The following is an 18,892-nucleotide window of genomic DNA, read 5'->3' as shown; positions in this document are numbered from 1 at the left end:
ATTTTCTGGATATAGCGGACTTAATCCGGGAGCAAGTTATGCATGGAGGCATGCATCGTGCACCACCGCGCGTAGCGTGTGGTCCCCAACTGGTGCCCACGCGCCCCCTTCCCTTGTCCGGCCGACGCCTCGCGCGAGCACCTCAAGCCCCTTGGAGATCGCAACCCTCCGACCGCCTACGGAGTCATCAGGGCGGCCCCTGGACCGGGTCGCAGTGTTGCGGACCTCCGCTGCCGTTCCCACGCCACAACCAAGAGTGCGCTCGCTCGGTCGCGCAGCGGTCCACGCCAAGCCGCGAGCTCGGCTTTTGCTTCGGCCCTCGAACCCGGCATCCCAGAGCACCCGCTTTCCCTCTCCTTCCTCGAACGATGTCCGAGTCAAGGAGCGCTCCACGGTGGGGATCCCTGGCCGCCCCCAGCCCCCCAGCGGAGCTGTTGAGTCCGACGCGGTGAACGGCACACTGCGCGTCAGACGCTCGCGGACGAATGTCGCGGAAATGCTCCCGCACGGACACTGTGCCGCACATCCTCGCGAAGGATTTCCAGGATCGCCGCCGTCGACGCGACCCGTTCCGGCGCCACGTCGGCGGCGGCCTCCGCCAAGGTCCTCCGTACCCGTACGTCGCTGTCGTTGGCCAGTCTCATCGCGAGTTCCTGATGGCGTTCCACGTGCTGCATGCACAGGACGGCGCTGGCTTGTCGAACGCCGATGTGCTGGTGCGTCGCGAGGAGGTTGAGGTCACTGTCGCCCGTCACATCGCTTCCGATCGCACTGAGCGTGACGGCGGCCGCCTGCACCAGGGATCCATCATCGCTGTGCAGGAAATCCAGCGCTCTGTCACGGACCCACTCCCTCTCCGCGAGAACGGCGGCTGAGGCCGCAGCCAGGTACATGCCGTGTCCGCGCAGGGAAGCCGATGCCGAACTGATCTGGAATGAGCTCAGTGGATGAGGTCTGCCTGTCACCTCGGCGTCGAGGTGGCTCCCGTCGCGATCACCGTGCACAAAGGCCTTGCTGAACTGAAAAGTCACGGCTTTGTCCTCCGCGGGCAGCCGGATCACGAGATTGCGGGCCCCGGTGAGAGCGTCCTGCCGGTTGAAGGCTGCTTCGCGCGGGTCACCCGCGACCTCCAAGAGCTTGGCAAGGCACTTCTGTCTGTCTTCCTCATCAAGGAAGCCGGCCAGGAACGAATCGGAAACCATGCGCGTGCCGAACCCGACTCGGTGAGGGTCCGGTTCAGGACGCCCGAGGATTCGGTCGCGCGCGTGAGCCGCTTGCACACGGACACTCGCGTGGTCAGGATCGAGTTCGGCGAGGATGACGTCGGCGAGATGGTGCTTCTCCATCACAAGATCCACTGCCTTGTCGCGCAGTTCCCCGCGCTGTTCTTCGGTCAGGGGGCTCGATGCGACCGCCTGCTCAGCGCTGGGGCCCAGGGGTGAACGAGCTCCCAGACGCCTGAGGACCGCGTCCTCCGTGATGAGGTTCGATGCCTTCTGCACACCCTGGTCGGCAAGGTCGAACAAACGGATGAGGGCGGGAGCGGCCAGTGCGTCGTGTGTGGAGGCGATATCGACACAGGCAACCGCGTGCTCGTCGTCGATGTGGCGATGGTGGCCACGTTCACGGGGGACCTCGGGGGCCAAGAGGCCGAGCAGATGGCCGGCTTGTTCCTGAGTGCCGCGGGAGGCGAGCGCACAGGCACTCTTCACTGCCTGGACGGTCAGGCTCTGCGTCGGCGAGTCGGTCAGTTCGCCTGCGAGTCCCTTTGTCGCTAGGTCGGTCAAGTCGTCGAGTAGCCGGGCTGCGGCATGATCCTGGATCAGGTCGGCCTGCGCTGCCACCTGTGCGGCCCGAGCGTGGAGCACCCACCATGGCCCCTTGTGGAGAGATCCCATGGGTAGCAGACGGTCCCCGGCAGACTCGGCAAGACCTACGAGCTTCTTCGATTTGCCTGCCCGCTGATAGTACGAGGTGGCCATCGAGACTTCGCCGTTGTCGGCGTACAGGTCTCCGAGAAGGTCGGCTGCCTCGGTTTCATGAGCCCAGCTACCGGTTACCGCGCTGTCCGTGAGCCAGCACCGGGCGGAGAGGACTGCTTCGATGGGCTTCTTTCGCACCAAGGAAGACATCGCCTGCTCCCTCGGATCCCGCACTCGGTCCAGTACGCGGCTCGCTCCGGTCGCACGCAGCGCCTGAGCCAGGCGGTGTTCGTCGTCGATCTCCGTGGTCAATGGACCGTACTGAACGTTCACGGCACGAATGGCATACAGCCAGTAAGCTGCCTCTTCGTTCAATCCCGCGTGAATCGCGTCGTGGACAGCTTCCCTCCAGGCGTCCGCAGCTTCCTCGGCACGCCCCTCAAGGCAGTACCTGCGCGCCTCGCGCGATTTGATTAGCGCGGCGTGCCTCCCCGGGACGGCATGCTGTCGGGCGGCAGCCAGGAGTGCCCGACGCTCCGCACCGTCGTATTCGGCTCGCAGGAGACGCAGCCTCATGACGATGTCGTCACCGTAGTCGTCCCTGGCCTGCTGCTCGGCCTGCGCAATGGCACTGTCGATGAGGGCACTCTTCGTCTCCAGCGGATCAGACTCCACCGCAAACAGCCGCTCGGCGAAGTGGAGGACCAGGAGAGGCTGGTAGGTCGCCGGCTCTCCGCGTGCTTCGTCCAGGACGTCGGCAAACTTGTCGGACGCGGCACCGAGGGGATGAAGGATGGCGTCAACGGCTGCGCGAATGAGCCGTGCATGTTGATTGATCGCCTCCCCGTGCTCCGTCTCCGCCAACGCGTCGCTGCGGGTCATATCGTGCAGTAGCCGTGCGAGCCGTCTGGGCTCGAACCTGTCGCCATGGTGAAGTGCTGTGGCGGCAAGATGGCCGGCGAGTTCCGCAGCTTCGCGGAACAGGCCCGCTTCCCTGAGCGCCTCCAGCTGCCGAACTCGCAGAACGCTCGCATGCCCTCGGAAGCCCGCCTTCTCCAGACGCGTCGAAAGCTCCCCGTACTTCCTTGCGGAGCGATCCGGCGCCACCGCTCGCTCGGCTTCCGCTTCGCGCAGGATCGGCTTCACATCACTCGTCTTGAGAGGTCCAACGAGGATGCGATCTGCCTGCTGCTGACGGTCGAGAGGAGGAGCGGGTACACCCGGAAGGGGTGCCCCGGTACAGAACACTTCCGCCGTCTCGCGAGTCCAGAACCTGGCAACGACGTCAGCCTGGTAGCGGAGAAAGTCATTGATCTGCTCCGCACCCCACAGGTCCAGCTCGAGGTCATCGTGCTCCTCTTGCAGAGCCGCCAGTTCGTCGGCAAGCTGAGTGCGCTCCGTGGGGGCGGAAGTGGCGATGATCAGGTGGCCAGCGCCGAAGGGGCGCCTTCCGCCCGTGAACGTCTCCACGGCCTTCCGCAGGTCCCCGGCTGTGAACTCCTGGTAGTCCTTGCATTGGACGACGATGAATCGGCCGCCCACATCCCGGCCAGCGAGGTCGATGCCGTGCTGAACTTGCCCCTGTACGCCGTAACGGCGGAACTTGATACCTCGGATGGCGAGGACGCGACTCGAGACAGCAAGCATCAGCTTCTCGAAACGGTCCCACCCGATCGCCAAGTCGAGATCCTCGCCGGGCCGCCTCTTTCCGGGGGCGCCCGTGCTGGGTGGATGACCGAGATCGGGATCTCCTGAAACGGGCAGCCAACGGTCGGCGGCGACGTCATCGCTGGCAGCCTGGGGTGTCGCCTCGAGGGCGGAGGGAGGAAGGTTGCGCTGGGCCACGGTCAGGAGTGTCCCACGCGCTGGGCAACCCCCCTCCTCAAGCGCCGGCTGGTAGCCGTCGTGGTCCAGCGTAGATCAGCTACCAAGCAGCGTTGAAAGGACAGTCGGGCCCTGCACGGGGAAGTACCCCGGTTCGACACTCCGCTGACAGCACGGGCATTGGGTTACAGTCATCGGATCAATCCGGACTGGACCGAATTTGATCTGCCTCGCTTCCCACTCCAACCGCGCCTTCTCAGCACAGAGATCCCCAAGCGTCCGATGCAACTGTTCCAGTAGCACGCGACGTTCTTTCCTACGCTGCTCCTCAAGCCCCAATCGCCACCAGAGCACCTCTGACGGATCAAACTTTGTCTGGCAGTATTTATTGACGAGCGAAACCACCGCGCCTAGGTCAACTCGGATCTGCCCTTCCTGTCGACTCCCATTCCAAAATGCTTCAAGCACATGATCGGCGGTTGGTGGACGATACGATGAGTAGTTCACCGCATCCATTGTGCCGCTGTACACGTCAAGCACCTTGCACTGAAGCCAGATCTCTTCAGGAGTTCCGCGTAGACGAGGTCCTGCATGCTTGTTGGTGTCGCGGAATCTCAGCAGCTCAACATCGTGCATCTGCTCGGCCGCACGCCGGACGTTTTGAACATCACTCTTCGTTCGATGCCCCCAGCCGTACACCCTCGAGGCAAGCTCCTCCCATGTCACCCATACGGGATAGGGCTCGGAGGTCCTTGCGGCCTTCAGTACCTTCCTGATGCGCTCACGCACGGGCGCTACTCTCCTCGTCACGAGAGCGGATTCTAGCCACTCAACAGGAGAAGTCATCGAAGGAGTTGCATCATTTCTCAGGAAGCACGGAGATCCGACTCTAGACCGTCGACCTACCCGTCATGAATATCCGAAACACTGCCGACCAGCTAAACGGCATCGAGCGCGACATCGTGTTCCGAACCCCTCCATCAGGGCCCTCTCCGGCTGCCGCACCACGGGCAGCCTCTGCACTGTCCTGAAGTCAACCAACGACGCAGCCACGACCACCGAGCACAGCCGCCTGGTGATCAACGGCACCGTCCACGCGCCGACCGCCGCCGTCGACCTGCCGATGGTCCAGATGGGCTGACAGGTCGTCACCCGCCGTGTCATCGCCCGGACCATCGCTCTCGGCATCAGCCCGACCGTCGGATGCCTCCGCCCGGTGACCGGAATCCCACCGGAGTCGGTGCTGTTCACGACCTATCCGGCCATGACCCCGAAACCGGTCTCGGTCACCGCGATCACCGGGTTCCCAGCCCCAGCTCCCTGTGCACCCTGTCGACGACACGTACGCCAGCACCCCCGGCAGCCGCCGGACGTCCCTCACCTTCGGCGGCTACGCCCGTCCGACGTCGGCTGCGACCGGACGGCTCAGCCACGTCGTCCTGCAGGTGGTGCACCAAGATTCGGGCGGACCAGCCGATGGGCCCGGCATGGTGAAGGCAAGCCTCATGGTCCGGCCGACTGCCGACGAGCCCGTACAGTCGGCGGAGGTGTCCCGCTCCCGGGCCGTGGCCAGCCGCCCGCTCGGCATCGCGAACGATTTTGCGTGCCATGCGGCCTCCCCACAACGAGAGACGCAGCGCGCCCGGTCCCCTCGGCGGTAGACGACCACGACCTCGGGGCTGGGTCGTCAGCTCAGCGCCGATTCATAGGTGGCATGTCCTCCGATCCCGATCGATGCCAGCGAAGGGCCTGAAGGATCCCTAACGTCCGCAGCACTCGGATCTTCGGCTGGCGAGCGCCGGGGGACACCTCGGACGTCGGTCGGCCCAGAACCCTCCATCCGATGCATGCCTCTCCGCCCGGCCTCGACCAAGATCCGGACCATTTCCGGACCAGCGCCAGCCGAGAACCCGTGCCTCCTGCCGTTTCGTCTGACCGGCATGGGTGCAACTGATGAACCACCAGCAGACGAAGAATCTGCTGGGCGTCTCTGGGGCCCTTGGCGCACAGACAAGGGAAATCCGCTGGTCACGACCCCTCTGACGGGCGTGGTGGTCGCCTGTGGTCGCACTCTGAGGGTGTTGGACCTTTCCCGCCCCGTGGAGGCGATCGCCATGCGCACCAGCACCGGCCGAGGCCGTGTCTACCGTCGCTGTGGCTGCAGGGACACCCAGCGTCACCAGATCGGTTCCCGCTGCCCTCATCTACTCACCGACAGCACCCACGGGACCTGGGGCTTCGCCGTCGACATTCCCACCCCGGACCACGACAGGACGACGGTGCGCCGAGGTGGCTTCGTCAGCCAGGATGCGGCCGAAGAGGCACTGCGGCGGTTCCTCGAGGGTGAGGCCGGCGGGTTCGACGCGGATCCGAACCAGACCGTCGCCGCGTACCTTGACGCGTGGCTGGTGGCGAAGGCGCTGGTACTGAAGCCGACGACGATGGCCCGACTACGTGCGCAATGATCTCGTCCCCGCGTTCGGCACCCTCAAGCTCGACGAGCTCGCGCACCGGCACATCTCGGCCTTCGTCACCGGCCAGCTCGCCGCCGACCGCGGCAGGACCACCCTCTACAGGTGCCTGGCCACCTCTCCAGCACCCTCGGCGACGCCGTCCGCCAGCACCACCTCCCCCACAACCCGGCCTCTCCCCCGGTCCTGCGCCGGCCGTCGTCGCCGGAGCGGCGGATCTGGACGGCGGAGGAGGCGGCCCGTTTCCTCGCCCACTGCCACGAGGCCGACCCGGGGATGGCCGATCTGTTCGAGGTCCTCATCGGCACCGGCATGCGCAAGGGCGAAGCCCTCGGCCTGCACTGGGACGATGTCCACCTGGACGAGGGCGTGCTCTACGTGCGCTGCACGCTCTCCGCCGTCGACAACAACCGGACCGCACCTGGTGCTCGGCCGACTCCACCGGCTGTCCGAGGAAGCCGGCGTCCCCCGAGTCACCGTCCACGACCTGCGCCATCTCGCCGCCACCATCACCATCACCGCGGGCGTTCCGCTCACCGTGGTCTCCAAGACGCTGCGGCACTCCACCCTGTCGACGACCGCGAACCTCTACAGCCACCTCACCCAGCAGGCCGCGCACCAGGCCGTCGACACCATCGACCGCGTCCTCAGCGGAGCCCAGCAGACGGCTGTCCGTGCGGACCGGCCCGCGTGGCTGCGACCACCACGCGACCACCAGCCCCCGGGACGCACGAAAGGCCGCCCTCTCGTGAATGAGAGAACGGCCTCCGACCTGCGTTTCCGCGTGGTCGGGACGACAGGATTTGAACCTGCGACCCCTTGACCCCCAGTCAAGTGCGCTACCAAGCTGCGCCACGTCCCGGTGCCCGTCCGTCCCGGGGGTGTCCCCCGTGGCGGCGTGCAAGAGAACATTACCTCACTTCACGGGGTGGATCAGCACACGGGGTGTCACCGACGGCGTGCGGCGGACAATGGGCGGATGGACAGGGAACCGGGCAGGGACCGTGATCAGGAGGGGCGGGCGCGCAGTGCGCGGCCGCGGGACGGGCTGGGGCGGCCGTTGCCGTACGGGGCGGAGGGCGTGGCCCGGCAGCCGGAGGGGGTGGTGCGGGGGCCGGACGGGACGGTGCGGGAGGCCCAGCGGCTGCTGGACGCCGGGATGCCGTTCCATGCGCACGAGGTGTTCGAGGACGCCTGGAAGTCGGGGCCGGCGGATGAGCGTGACCTCTGGCAGGGGCTGGCGCAGCTTGCCGTGGGGCTGACGCACGCGGCGCGCGGGAACGCGACCGGCGGGGTGCGGCTGCTGCGGCGCGGGGCCGGGCGGGTCGAGGAGTACGCGCGGGGCGGGGCGGAGACGTACGGGGTCGATGTCGCCGGGGTCGCGGCGTGGGCGCGGGAGCTGGCGGCGCGGGTGGAGGCGGGTGGCGGGGTGCCGGACGCCGGGGCGGAGGCGCCGCGGCTGCGGGTCAGCGGGTGAGGAGCAGCTCCTCGGGCGAGCGGTGGATGAGGGTGGGACGCATCGGAGCGGGCCGGTCGTCGAGCGGCCGCAGGTCGGGGAGCAGTCGGGTGAGCGCGCCGAGGGTGGCGTGGAGCTGGACGCGGGCCAGCCGGGAGCCCGGGCAGCCGTGCGGGCCGTGGCCGAAGGCGAGGTGGCGGGGCCGCGGCGGGGGCCGGGTGATGTCGAAGGTGTCGGGGTCCCGGTGGCGGGCCGGGTCGCGGTTGGCGGAGCCGTACGCGAGGAAGAGGACGGCCCCGGCGGGCAGTTCGGTGCCGGCGAGGGTGACCGGGCGGGTCGTGGTGCGGCGGAAGCCCTGCACGGCGCTGTCGTAGCGGGCGGCCTCCTCGACGGCGGCCGGTATGAGCTCGGGCCGGTCGCACAGCAGCTCCCACTGGTCGCGGTGGCGCAGCAGGTGGAGCACCGTCGTGCCGATGAGCGCGGTCGTGGTGAGGTGGCCGGCGATGAGCAGGTTCTGGAGGTTGGCGACGAGTTCGCAGCGCTGGTCCTCGGTCAGGCCGCGCGGGCCCGGGCCGAGCCCGGAGTCGGGGGCGAGCGCGGTGACGAGGGCGGTGACCAGGTCGTCGCGGGGCCGGTCGCGGCGGTCGCGGGCGTAGCGGTCGAGCAGGTGCTGGAGGGCGAGGACGTCCTGGGCGGCGGTGATCTGCTCGTCTTCGGGCAGCGGGCGGAAGAGGAGCCGTTCGGCGCTGTACGAGCCGTGGACGGCGGCCGGTACGTCCGCCGGGTCGAGGCCCAGGAGGCGGCCGATCACGGCGCCGGGCAGGACGCGCGCGTAGTGGGCCATCAGGTCGGCGTGTCCGTGTGCGGTGATGGTGTCGGCGAACGCCTCGGCGAGGGTCTCGGCCTGGTGGGTGACGTACGGGGTGAGGGCGGCGACCCGGGCGGCGGAGAGGCCGCTGTTGAGCGGGGCGCGGTGGCGGCGGTGGGCGGGGCCGTCGGTGGAGACGACGGTGGGCCGGGGTGCGAAGCCGCCGCCGAGGACGGCGAGGGCGGCGGGTGCGGGCCGGACGTCGGGGCGCAGCGCCTGGGCGGAGGAGAAGTCCTGGGGCCGCAGCAGCACCTCGCGGATGTCGGCGTCCCGCGAGACCAGCCAGGCGTCGAGGGTGGGCACGTAGGTGAGGCCGGGGGTGCGGCGGGCCCGGGCGTAGAGGGGGTAGGGGTCGCGCTGGAGCGCGTCGAGCGCGGCGTGACGTTTCCGCAGCGCCTCCTGCGCCTCCTGCGCCGCCTGGGCCTCCAGGGCCTCGCGCACCCCCTGGGCCTCCTGGGCCTCCCGGGCCTCCTGCGCCTCCCGGGCCTCGCGCGCCTCCCGCGCGACCGTCGCCTCTCGTAGCTCCTCCGCCTCCTGCGTCTCTGCCGACTCCCCCGCCTCCGCCGCTGCCCGCTCGGCGGCTCGGGCCGCCGCCGACGGAGCGCCCTGCTCTTCGACCTGCTCAGTCTGGGCCGGGTCCACGCGGTCCCTCCTCGCGGTTGCGGTCGGATGCGGCCATGGTGAACGGGGGTGCGCGCGGGTGAACAGGGCCGTGCCGGGAGGTGGCGGGAAAGGGACGCAAAGGGGCGGCCCGACGACGGCCCTGTGGGCGACTAGGGCTTCTCCAGGATCTCCGTCAGCACGGCGGCGTGGCTCGTCGACGGGTCCTTGGCGGCGGTGAGCAGGGTGACGGCGCCCTCGGCGGCGCGGGTGCGCAGGTCCGCGAGGGCCTCGGCGGCGGCCGGTTCGGCGAGCTCGCGCTCGTACCTGCGGCGGAATTCCCCGTACTCCCCCTCGGGTCCGTGGTACCAGCGGCGCAGCTCGGTCGAGGGGGTGAGGGCCTTGGGCCACACGTCGACGTGGGCGTCGGCCTTGGCGATCCCGCGCGGCCAGAGCCGGTCGACGAGGACCCTCAGGCCGTCGTCGGGCTCGGGCGGCTCGTAGATCCGCCGCACGCGGACCCGGACGGGGCTCCGTGAGGTGGGGGGCATGGCTTCAGGGTGCCGGACGGGCGCGGGCTTCACACCTCGGAGTCGCCGGCACCCCCGGCGTCACCGGCACCCTCGGCGTCACCGGCACCCTCGGAGTCGCCGGTCTTCTCCGCCCGCAGGGCCGGCAACAGCACCGCGTCGACGAAGGTCCGCAGGGTCGCCGGTTCCGTGAAGCGGTCCTCGAAGAGGCGCTCGATGCGGAGCATGCCGAGGAAGCAGGGGGCGACGAAGCCGATCGCGGGGTTGTCGGCGGCGATCTCGCCGCGCTCGACGGCGCGCGCGAGCATGCGGTCGAGGGCGGCGACCTCCGGCTCGATGACGGTCTCGCGCAGGGCGGCGCGGAGGTCGGGGTGCTGGATGTACGCCTGGCTGACCGCCTCCATGAGTTCGGCGTCGCGCTCGCGGCGGGACGCGGCGACCCGGGCGGCCTCGCGCAGGTCGCCGACGAGGGAGCCCGTGTCGATGCCGGTGAAGACGGCGCAGCGGCGCTTGTCGAGGGCGGCGGTGACGAGGCGGGGCTTGGTGCCCCACTGGCGGTAGAGGGTCGCCTTGCCGCACTTGGTGCGGGCGGCGACGCCCTCCATGGTGACGGAGTCGTAGCCGCCCTCGCGCAGCAGGCAGATGACCGCCTCGTACAGCTCGGCCTCGCGCTCGGGGGTGAGCTTGCTGCGGCGTGCGGCGGCCGTCGCGGCCTGCGTGGACATCGATCGCCTCCCGGACACCCCGTACCCCAGCGGACCCGTCTCCGCACATCCGAGGGTAGGGCGCACACAATCGAGACGCAAACGTATCGAGACGCTTGCGTCTCGATGAATTCGGATCTAGAGTTCCTCCGTTTGCTGTCCGCTTTGATGAAGATTTGACGGAAAAAAGGGGCCGCGCCATGGCTGCCGGGATACGCGGGACACGGAGACCCCGTCCTGCACGACCGGGGGCGACGGCTACCCCCAGACCGCCTCTCCTGCGCGAGCTGCTGCTCGTCACGGCGCTCTTCCTCGTCTACAAGCTCGGCCGGCTCTTCGCCAACGGCCACGAGACCCGCGCCTTCCACAACGCGGACCGCGTGTGGGACGCCGAGCGCGCGGTCCACCTGCCCGGTGAGGGCGCGGTCCAGCAGGTGCTCCTGCACGGCGAGACCCTGGTCCGCGCGGCCAATACGTACTACGCGGCCGTGCACTTCCCGGCCACGCTCCTCTTTCTCGTCTGGCTCTATTGGCGCCGGCCCGCCCACTACGTCTGGTCGCGCCGGGTCCTCGCGCTCGTCACCGCCGCCGCGCTCGCGCTGCACCTGCTGATGCCGCTCGCGCCGCCGCGGATGCTCGCCGAGAGCGGTCTGATCGACACCGCCCGGGTCTACGGGCCGTCCGTGTACGGCACGACGCCCGCGACGGACTCGATGGCGAACCAGTTCGCGGCGATGCCCTCGCTCCACTTCGGCTGGGCGCTGATGCTCGCGATCGGGCTCGTCGCGGCCGGCCGCTCGCGGTGGCGCGTGCTGTGGCTGCTGCACCCGGCGCTCACCCTGCTGGTCATCGTCGGCACCGCCAACCACTACTGGTTCGACGCGCTGGCCGCCGCCGTCCTGCTCGCGCTCGCGCTCCTCCTCGTGCCGTCGCCGCGCCGCCCCGGGTCCGACGACGCTCCTCCCCTCGCGTCGCGCACGCCACCCACGCCACTCACATCGGCCACTCCTGCCACGCCGGCCACACCGGTCACGGGCAGCGCGACCGTCGCGACCGCCGGGGCGCTGCGATGAGCGCGGCCGGCGGGACCGTCCTCGCGGTCCTCCTCTCCCTCGCCTCGGCCGCCGGTTACGCCCTGGCGGCCGTCGCCCAGTCCCGGCTGGCCTCCGCCTCGGCCGGCGGGCGCGGGGCGCTTCGGCGACTACTCGCCCGGCCGCAGTGGTGGTGGGCGGTGGGCCTGAACGCCGGCGGCGCGCTCGCCCATGTCGCGGCCCTGCACTACGGGCCGCTCACGCTCGTACAACCGCTGGGCGCGCTGACGCTCGTGGCGGCGCTGCCGATCGGCGCGTACGGGGCGCACCGCCGGGTCACGCGGGCCGAGTGGCGCGGGGCGCTGTGGACCCTGGTCGGGCTGGTGGGGCTCGTCGCGGTGACCGGCCCGGCGGCGCCCGGCGAGGCGCTGAACCTGCGCGAGGCCCTGGGTGTCACGGCGGTGACGCTGCTGCTCATCGGCCTGCTCGCGGCGCGCTCGCGTGGCGGCGCGGGCACGGTGGCGCGCGGCCGGGGCCTCGGGCACGCGACGGCGTCCGGGGTGGCGTCGGGCGTCGGCTCGGCGCTCACCCAGACCTTCACCGCCGCGCTCGCCCGCGACCTGCCGGGCGGGCCGACGGGCTGGTGGCAGACGGCGCTGCTCGCCGTCCTGATCGCCGCGTTCGCGGTGGGCGGCCTGCTGCTCTCGCAGGCCGCCTACCGGGGCGGGCTCGCCGCGCCGCTGGCCGTGGTCAACCTGTCCAATCCGGCGGCCGCCGCCGTCATCGGCGTGGCCCTGCTCGGCGAGACCTTCCGGGCCGGCGCGTGGGGCTGGGCGGTCGCCGCCGCCGCGTCCCTGGTCGCGGCGCGCGGGGTGGTGCTCCTGACGACGGGGCTCGCCCCCGAGACCCCGGCCGGGCGGGCGGAGGCGGAGGCAGAGGCAGAGGCAGGTGCCGACGGGTCGGCCGGCAGCTCGGCGGGCAGGGCGGCCGGCGGGAGCGCGACAGCCGCAGCCGAGAAGCCCGCACTCCCGGCCGTGCCCCACTCGCGTTCCGTACCCCACTCCCCTTCCGTACCCCGCTCCCCTTCCGTGCCCGCGCCCCTCCCGCTTGCGGTGACCGGACTCGCGGCCGAGCCCCCGCCCGTACCGGAACCGGCCCGCTAGCGGCGTCGGGACGGGGCGGACGAGCCGCGCGCCGGCCCAGCGGGTGCCGGTCGCGACGGGCCCGGGACTCGGGGGGCAAGGTCAATCGCGGAGGCGGCCGGACCGGTCACGGGACCCTATTTCGTCACCTTGACGACAAGCCGAGGACCCCTCTATCGTCATAGTGACGACAAGGAGAGGTCCCATGGCCGACATCACCCGGCGGGCCGGCTGGCGCCATCTGCGCTCCGCGCCCACCGCCCACATCCGCCACCAGCGGCGCGGACGGCTCGTGCACGACGGCACGGGACTCAGCTTCTGGTTCCGCCCCCTCTCGGCCGCGCTCTCGGAGGTGCCGGTCGACGACCGCGAGCTGGCGATGGCCTTCCACGCCCGCACCGCGGACTTCCAGGACATCAGCGTCCAGTCGACCGTCACGTACCGGATCGGCGATCCCGCCGCGGCGGCGACCCGGCTCGACTTCTCCGTCGACCCGGACACCGGGGCCTGGCGCGGCACCCCGCTGGAGCAGATCGCCACCCTCCTCACCGAGACCGCCCAGCAGCACGCCCTCGCCGTCCTCGCCCGCATTCCGCTGGCGGAGGCGCTGGTCGACGGGGTCGGGGCGGTACGGGAGCGGATCGCGGCCGGGCTCGCGGCGGAACCGCGGCTGCCCGACACGGGCATCGAGGTCGTGGCGGTACGGGTGGTGGCCCTGCGGCCCGAACCCGAGGTCGAACGGGCGCTGCGCACCCCGGCCCGCGAGCAGATCCAGCAGGAGGCCGACCGGGCCACGTACGAGCGCCGGGCCGTCGCGGTGGAGCGGGAGCGGACCATCGCCGAGAACGAGCTGGCCAGCAAGATCGAGCTGGCCCGGCAGGAGGAGCGGCTGGTCGACCAGCGCGGCACCAACGCCCGGCGGGAGGCGGAGGAGTCCGCGGCGGCCGACGCGGTACGGGCGGAGGCGGAGGCGTCGCGCACGGTCCGGCTCGCCCACGCCGAGGCCGAGGCGGCCCGCGAGGTGGGGGCCGCGCGCGCCGAGGCGCAGAGCGCGTGGCTGCGGGCGCACGCCGAGGTCGCGCCGGCGACGCTGCACGCGCTCGCCGCGACGAGGGCGGCCGAGCAGTTGCCGAGGATCCAGCACCTGACGCTGTCGCCGGACGTGGTGACCGGGCTGCTCGCGAAGCTGGGCGGAGGCACCGGTTCATGAGCCTGGCACCGCGCGCGGTGCTCGTCCACCGGACCACGGAGTACGAGGAGTTGCTCGCCCGGCACGGGACGCACGGGCAGGCCGCCTTCCACCTGGCCTCGCGGGGCCGTTCGGTCGACGAGGTGCGCGAGCGGCACGAGCGGACCGGGCGGGCGCTGGCGGAGGTGGCCGGGGCGGTGCCGTTGCAGTGGCGGCAGGCGCGGGTGGAGCGGGCCGACCTCGACCGCTTCCTGTTCGGGCCCGAGGACGTGGTCGTGGTCGTCGGTCAGGACGGCCTGGTGGCCAATGTGGCCAAGTATCTGACGGGGCAGCCGGTCGTCGGCGTCGACAGCGATCCCGGGCGCAATCCGGGCGTCCTGGTGCGCCACCGGCCGGCGGACGCGCGGCGGCTGCTGCCGTCCGTCGCGGCGGCGGCCGTCCGGACCGGGGTGGACCTGCTCACGATGGCGGAGGCGGTCACGGACGACGGGCAGCGGCTCCTCGCCCTCAACGAGATCTACGTCGGCCCGCCGGGGCACCAGACCGCCCGCTACACCCTGCACGCGCCGGCCACCACCCCGGAGGCCCAGGCGTCCTCGGGCGTCCTCGTCGGCACCGGCACGGGTGCCACGGGCTGGCTCCGTTCCCTCTGGCGGCAACGCTCCAGCCCCCTTCCGCTGCCCGCCCCGACCGACGCGCGCCTCGCCTGGACGGTCCGCGAGGCATGGCCCTCCCCGACCACCGGCACCACCCACGTCGAGGGCCTCCTCGCCACCGACGACACCCTGAGCCTGGTGGTCGAGTCCGACCGCCTCGTCGCCTTCGGCGACGGCATGGAGTCGGACGCGCTGGAACTGACCTGGGGCCAGTCGGTGCGGCTCGGCATCGCGGACACGGCCCTGCGATTGGTGGGGTGAGGGGCGGGGCGGGTGGGCCGGGGGGCGTCGCGGTCGACGCGCCGGGGGCGCGGGCGCGGGGCGTGGCGACCGACGCGGGGCGGGCGCGAGGCGTTCGTGGGCGGGGCCGCCCCGCGCCGGCGGCGTGCCTGCCGTGCCTGCCCGACGCCCGGCCGCGGGGCGGCGCGCGTCAGACGCGGGGCCGGCACCTGACGCCCCGCCACCCCGCCCCCGCCCGCACCTCGACCGCGCCCCCAGGCCCCGTCGGCGGGTCCCCTCGGCGGGCTCCCTCGGCGGGCCCGGTCGCGGGCGGCCGAGGCGCGGACACGCGCCGTCCGCGACTGCCTCGCCCGGGCCGTCCGCAGCGCCCGGACAGCACCCTCCGCCGCGCGGCCGGAAAGTGACGGCGGCGTTCCGGGGTGGGGTGGACGCGGGGCTATGCTCGCTGCCGCTCGCTCGCTCCGCCGTCGCCCGAAGGGACAGCCCCCATGGGTCTTCGCGTCTCCCCCGCCTCCCTCGAGGACTGGGCGCTGGTGCGCGCGTGGGCAGCCGCGGAGGGGTGGAATCCGGGGGCGGCGGATGCCGGGGCGTTCTTCGCGCAGGACCCCGAGGGGTTCTTCCTGGGGCGGATCGACGGGGAGCCCGTGTCCGCGATCTCGGTGGTCAACTACAGCGACGACTACGCCTTCCTGGGCTTCTATCTCGTACGGCCCGATCTGCGCGGCCTCGGTCACGGCCTCGCGACCTGGCGGGCCGCGCTGGCGCACGCGGGCGGGCGGACGGTGGGGCTCGACGGGGTGCCGGCCCAGCAGGACAACTACCGGCGTTCGGGCTTCGCGCCCGCGTACCGAACCGCCCGATACGTGGGCGAAATGCCGCTTCCCGACCGGCCGGTGACGGGCGTGGTCGCCGCGGAACGAGTGGATCCGGCCGAAATCGCCGCGTACGACCGCATGTGTCACCCGGCCGACCGCCCCCGCTTCCTGAGGTCCTGGCTGACCACGCCGGGCCACCGGGCCCTGGCCCGGCTCACCGACGGGCGTCCGACCGGTTACGGCGTCGTCCGGCCCGCCGAGCAGGAGGCCCGGATCGGGCCGCTCTTCGCGGACACGCCCGCCGACGCCGCCGCACTGCTCGACGCCCTGGCCGCCGAGGCCCGCGCCTTCGGCGCGCCCCGTATCGCCGTCGACATGCCGGAGGCCAACCCGGCCGCGGCCCGGCTCGCCGAGTCGCGCGGTCTGGAGCCGACCTTCGAGACGGCCCGTATGTACACCGGCCCGATCCGCCCGATCGCCCGAGAGCGCGTCTTCGGCGTGACCACCCTCGAACTGGGCTGACGCGCCGGCCGGCCGAGCCACGGCTCGACGGCCCCAGGGTCCGGCCCACGGGCCGGTCGCCCTCGCCGGCGGCCCGTACCGCAGGGGCTTTCCGAGTGCTCCCGGAAGCGTGCCCCCTCCCCTCCCCCTGCCGCCCCCTCGGGGTGACAAGGGTTTTCCCCGTATCGAGTTCACCTCGGCGTTCCCTACTGTCTGCCGCACCGGCGGATCCATCCCCCTCCCCACCTGTCAGGTGCATGAGAAGGGGTGGGTAGTGTCGCCGGGGACGGCCTTGACCCGGGCCGTCGCGCCGGTGGCGGCGCACGGGCCCCCACGCCCAGGGAACAGCGGTACGCGACCCCACTTCGCCCCGTGGTTCCCGCGCCGCCGCCACTGCTCCACACACGTCGTACTCGAAAGGGCCACACCTTGAACGGTTCCAGGCGGAGAGTCATATCCGTGGTGGTCGCGAGCGCCGCGATCCTCGGTGCCGCAGCCACCACCTCCGGGGCGTTCGCCGCCGTCCCGGCCGCTGCCACTCCGAAGCCCGCACCGGCTTCGCAGGCCATGACCGCGCTTCCGACCGCCCCGGTCGAGAAGGTCATCGTCACCTACAAGTCCTCCGCTGCCGAGGCCGGCTCCAACGCCGCCGCCAAGACCGACGCCGCCGACAAGGCCGCCGAGACCGGTGAGAAGCTCTCCTTCGAGCGCCGCCTGGCCGGCGGTGCCGCGCTGGTGAACCTGGGCGGTTCGGCGAGCAAGCAGGACGTGGCCGAGGTCATGGCGGCCTTCAAGGCCGACCCGCAGGTCGCCTCCGTCGAGCCCGACATCCGTGCCTACGCGATGGCGGTGACCCCGAACGACACCGACTACGCGAAGCAGTGGGACCTCTTCGAGCCCACCGGTGGCATGAACGTTCCTGCCGCCTGGGACAAGACGACCGGCTCGGGCGTCACCGTCGCCGTCATCGACACCGGCTACGCCGCCCACTCCGACCTCGCGGCCAACACGGTCGCCGGTTACGACTTCATCTCCACCTCCTCCGACGCCCGCGACGGCAACGGCCGTGACGCGGACGCCAAGGACGAGGGCGACTGGAACGCCACGGACGGCGAGTGCGGCACGGGCTCCCGCGCCTCCAACTCCTCCTGGCACGGCACCCACGTGGCCGGCACCATCGGTGCGGTCACCAACAACACCAAGGGCATCGCCGGCATCGCGTACGGCGCGAAGGTCCAGCACGTGCGCGTCCTCGGCAAGTGCGGCGGCTCGTCCTCCGACATCGCCGACGCGATCACCTGGGCCTCCGGCGGCACCGTGGCGGGCGTCCCGGCCAACGCCACCCCGGCCAAGGTCATCAACCTGAGCCTCGGCGGCGCCAGCTCCACCTGCCCGAGCGTCTACCAGACCGCGATCAACGGCGCCGTCTCGCGCGGCACCACCGTCGTCGTCGCGGCGGGCAACAGCAACGCCAACACCTCCGGCTTCACGCCCGCGAACTGCTCGAACGTCATCACCGTGGCGTCGACCAGCCGCGAGGGCAACCGGTCGTACTACTCCAACTACGGCACCATCGTGGACGTCGCGGCCCCCGGCGGCGAGACCCGCCGCGCCACCGACACGCCCGGCACGGTGACCACCCCCGAGAACGGCATCCACTCCACGCTGAACTCGGGCACCACGACCCAGTCGACCGAGAACTACAAGCCCTACCAGGGCACCTCGATGGCGGCCCCGCACATCGCCGGCCTCGCCGCCCTGCTGGAGTCGGCCAAGCCGACCCTGACCCCGGCCGACATCGAGTCCGCGATCAAGACCAACGCCCGTCCGCTGCCCGGCACCTGCACCGGCGGCTGCGGCACCGGCATCGCCGACGCCGCCAAGACGGTGAACGCGGTGACCACCACCACGCCGCCGACCGGAAACGTCTTCACCAACGCGAACAACGTGACGATTTCGGACAACACCACCGTGTCGTCCTCGATCGCCGTCAGCGGCCGCACCGGCAACGCCCCGGCCACCCTCAAGGTGGACGTGGACATCAAGCACACCTGGCGCGGTGACCTGGTCATCGACCTGGTCGCCCCCGACGGCACCGTGCGCAACCTGAAGGCGTCCTCCTCCTCCGACAGCGCCGACAACGTCCTGGCCACCTACACCGTGGACGCGTCGAGCGAGGTCGCCAACGGCACCTGGAAGCTCCAGGTCCGCGATGTGGCCTCGGGTGACACCGGCTACATCGACTCGTGGAGCCTGACCTTCTGATCCACCCGGATCACCCTCAGAACCACCCCCCACACCAGCGTTTGCGCTGGTCAGCGAAGCGCCCGTGGTCTACACCACGGGCGCTTTCGCGTGTCGGGCACGCTCGGTTGACCGGGGACCGCTGTCCGTATGCCGGACACAGGGCCTGGACGGGGGCGGTCTGCTCCGTATTCTCTGCGCAACGGGGCTCATGGGCCGGGGGCCCGAGTGCCGGAGGGTGGTGGACCTATGACGACAGTGCCGCTCCGGCCTGCGCCGGTGGGCCGGGAGGAACTCCTCGCCCGGCTCGAACGCGTCCTGCACACACGAGGCCGAGCGCTGCTCACCGGGCCCGCCGGGGTCGGCAAGACCGAGGTGGCCCTGGCCGCGGCCGCCCGCGCGGAGGCGCGCGGCGAGACGGTGCTGTGGCTGGCCACGCTCCCCGCCGACCGCGACATACCCGGCGCGGCGGCGGCCGCCTTCGTCGCCTCCGTCGCCGCGACGGTGAGCTGGCCGGGCCCCTCCGGCGCGGCGCCCGCGGGCGAGGCCGGTCACGCGGACCGGCGTGCGTCGGACGGCGTTTCGGCTCCGGCGGGTCCGGAAGCAGACCCCAGTCCACGTACCACGGCTCGTCGTTCGCGGCCGTCTGCGAGGGATTCGTGCCGCTCTGCTGGTCCTTCTTCGCCTGCTCGGCAGCCT

Annotated in this window: 15 protein-coding genes, 1 tRNA gene and 1 pseudogene; 11 read left to right on the top strand and 6 right to left on the bottom strand. The window is 71.6% G+C overall.

Annotated features, from left to right (window positions below; all coding sequences use genetic code 11):
* Positions 1 to 467: 467 nt before the first annotated feature.
* Positions 468 to 3,767 (bottom strand): hypothetical protein, encoded by a 3,300-nt coding sequence (locus tag ABZ135_RS35245; protein ID WP_356701846.1) that lies wholly within the window; start codon positions 3,765 to 3,767, stop codon positions 468 to 470.
* A 75-nt stretch (positions 3,768 to 3,842) separates the two neighbouring features.
* A complete protein-coding gene (locus ABZ135_RS35240; protein ID WP_356701844.1) occupies positions 3,843 to 4,535 on the bottom strand; it encodes a hypothetical protein in 693 nt (230 codons plus the stop codon).
* Positions 4,536 to 5,860: 1,325 nt separating this feature from the next.
* On the opposite strand from ABZ135_RS35240, the gene ABZ135_RS35235 reads away from it, so the two are divergent.
* The 3 genes and pseudogenes from ABZ135_RS35235 (at position 5,861) to ABZ135_RS35225 (ending at position 7,040) form a co-directional block, all read left to right on the top strand.
* On the top strand, positions 5,861 to 6,211 hold the full coding sequence (locus ABZ135_RS35235) for a hypothetical protein (RefSeq protein ID WP_356701843.1): 351 nt from the start codon (positions 5,861 to 5,863) through the stop codon (positions 6,209 to 6,211).
* A gap of 282 nt (positions 6,212 to 6,493) precedes the next feature.
* Positions 6,494 to 6,541: pseudogene (locus tag ABZ135_RS35230) on the top strand (hypothetical protein); the annotation flags it as partial.
* Positions 6,542 to 6,641: 100 nt separating this feature from the next.
* Positions 6,642 to 7,040, top strand: a complete 399-nt coding sequence (locus ABZ135_RS35225) for a tyrosine-type recombinase/integrase (protein WP_356701841.1) — start codon at positions 6,642 to 6,644, stop codon at positions 7,038 to 7,040.
* On the opposite strand, the gene ABZ135_RS35220 is transcribed toward ABZ135_RS35225, so the two are convergent.
* A tRNA-Pro gene (locus ABZ135_RS35220) sits at positions 7,003 to 7,079 on the bottom strand. The genes ABZ135_RS35225 and ABZ135_RS35220 overlap by 38 nt on opposite strands.
* A 117-nt stretch (positions 7,080 to 7,196) precedes the next feature.
* Between ABZ135_RS35220 and ABZ135_RS35215 the strand changes: the two genes are divergently transcribed.
* On the top strand, positions 7,197 to 7,694 hold the full coding sequence (locus ABZ135_RS35215; RefSeq protein ID WP_356701839.1) for a DUF309 domain-containing protein: 498 nt from the start codon (positions 7,197 to 7,199) through the stop codon (positions 7,692 to 7,694).
* Here ABZ135_RS35215 and ABZ135_RS35210 read toward each other — a convergent pair.
* The 3 genes from ABZ135_RS35210 to ABZ135_RS35200 all read right to left on the bottom strand — a co-directional run bounded on the left by ABZ135_RS35210 (position 7,684) and on the right by ABZ135_RS35200 (position 10,396).
* Entirely contained in the window at positions 7,684 to 8,934 is a 1,251-nt protein-coding gene (locus tag ABZ135_RS35210) for a cytochrome P450 (RefSeq protein ID WP_356701879.1), read from the bottom strand. The genes ABZ135_RS35215 and ABZ135_RS35210 overlap by 11 nt on opposite strands.
* A 380-nt stretch (positions 8,935 to 9,314) precedes the next feature.
* Entirely contained in the window at positions 9,315 to 9,692 is a 378-nt protein-coding gene (locus tag ABZ135_RS35205; RefSeq protein WP_356701838.1) for a DUF488 family protein, read from the bottom strand.
* Between the two features lie 29 nt (positions 9,693 to 9,721).
* On the bottom strand, positions 9,722 to 10,396 hold the full coding sequence (locus ABZ135_RS35200; protein WP_356701836.1) for a TetR/AcrR family transcriptional regulator C-terminal ligand-binding domain-containing protein: 675 nt from the start codon (positions 10,394 to 10,396) through the stop codon (positions 9,722 to 9,724).
* A gap of 179 nt (positions 10,397 to 10,575) precedes the next feature.
* Here ABZ135_RS35200 and ABZ135_RS35195 point away from each other — a divergent pair, with 179 nt between their 5' ends.
* The 7 genes from ABZ135_RS35195 to ABZ135_RS35165 form a co-directional block, all read left to right on the top strand.
* A complete protein-coding gene (locus ABZ135_RS35195; protein WP_356701834.1) occupies positions 10,576 to 11,448 on the top strand; it encodes a phosphatase PAP2 family protein in 873 nt (290 codons plus the stop codon).
* Positions 11,445 to 12,569, top strand: coding sequence for a DMT family transporter (locus ABZ135_RS35190; protein ID WP_356701832.1), 1,125 nt, complete (start codon positions 11,445 to 11,447; stop codon positions 12,567 to 12,569). Before ABZ135_RS35195 ends, ABZ135_RS35190 begins: the two co-directional genes overlap by 4 nt.
* A gap of 184 nt (positions 12,570 to 12,753) precedes the next feature.
* Positions 12,754 to 13,758, top strand: a complete 1,005-nt coding sequence (locus ABZ135_RS35185) for an SPFH domain-containing protein (protein WP_356701830.1) — start codon at positions 12,754 to 12,756, stop codon at positions 13,756 to 13,758.
* A complete protein-coding gene (locus tag ABZ135_RS35180) occupies positions 13,755 to 14,654 on the top strand; it encodes a hypothetical protein (RefSeq protein ID WP_356701828.1) in 900 nt (299 codons plus the stop codon). Before ABZ135_RS35185 ends, ABZ135_RS35180 begins: the two co-directional genes overlap by 4 nt.
* A gap of 467 nt (positions 14,655 to 15,121) precedes the next feature.
* On the top strand, positions 15,122 to 15,970 hold the full coding sequence (locus ABZ135_RS35175; protein WP_356701826.1) for a GNAT family N-acetyltransferase: 849 nt from the start codon (positions 15,122 to 15,124) through the stop codon (positions 15,968 to 15,970).
* A gap of 546 nt (positions 15,971 to 16,516) precedes the next feature.
* Entirely contained in the window at positions 16,517 to 18,214 is a 1,698-nt protein-coding gene (locus ABZ135_RS35170) for a S8 family serine peptidase (RefSeq protein WP_356701877.1), read from the top strand.
* A gap of 228 nt (positions 18,215 to 18,442) precedes the next feature.
* Positions 18,443 to 18,892 (top strand): AAA family ATPase (locus tag ABZ135_RS35165; RefSeq protein ID WP_356701824.1); only part of this gene is annotated, 450 nt, incomplete at its 3' end.

It is taken from the genome of Streptomyces sp. NPDC006339 (assembly GCF_040612775.1).
Lineage (GTDB): Bacteria > Actinomycetota > Actinomycetes > Streptomycetales > Streptomycetaceae > Streptomyces.
This window is presented reverse-complemented; position numbering and strand designations above follow the sequence as displayed.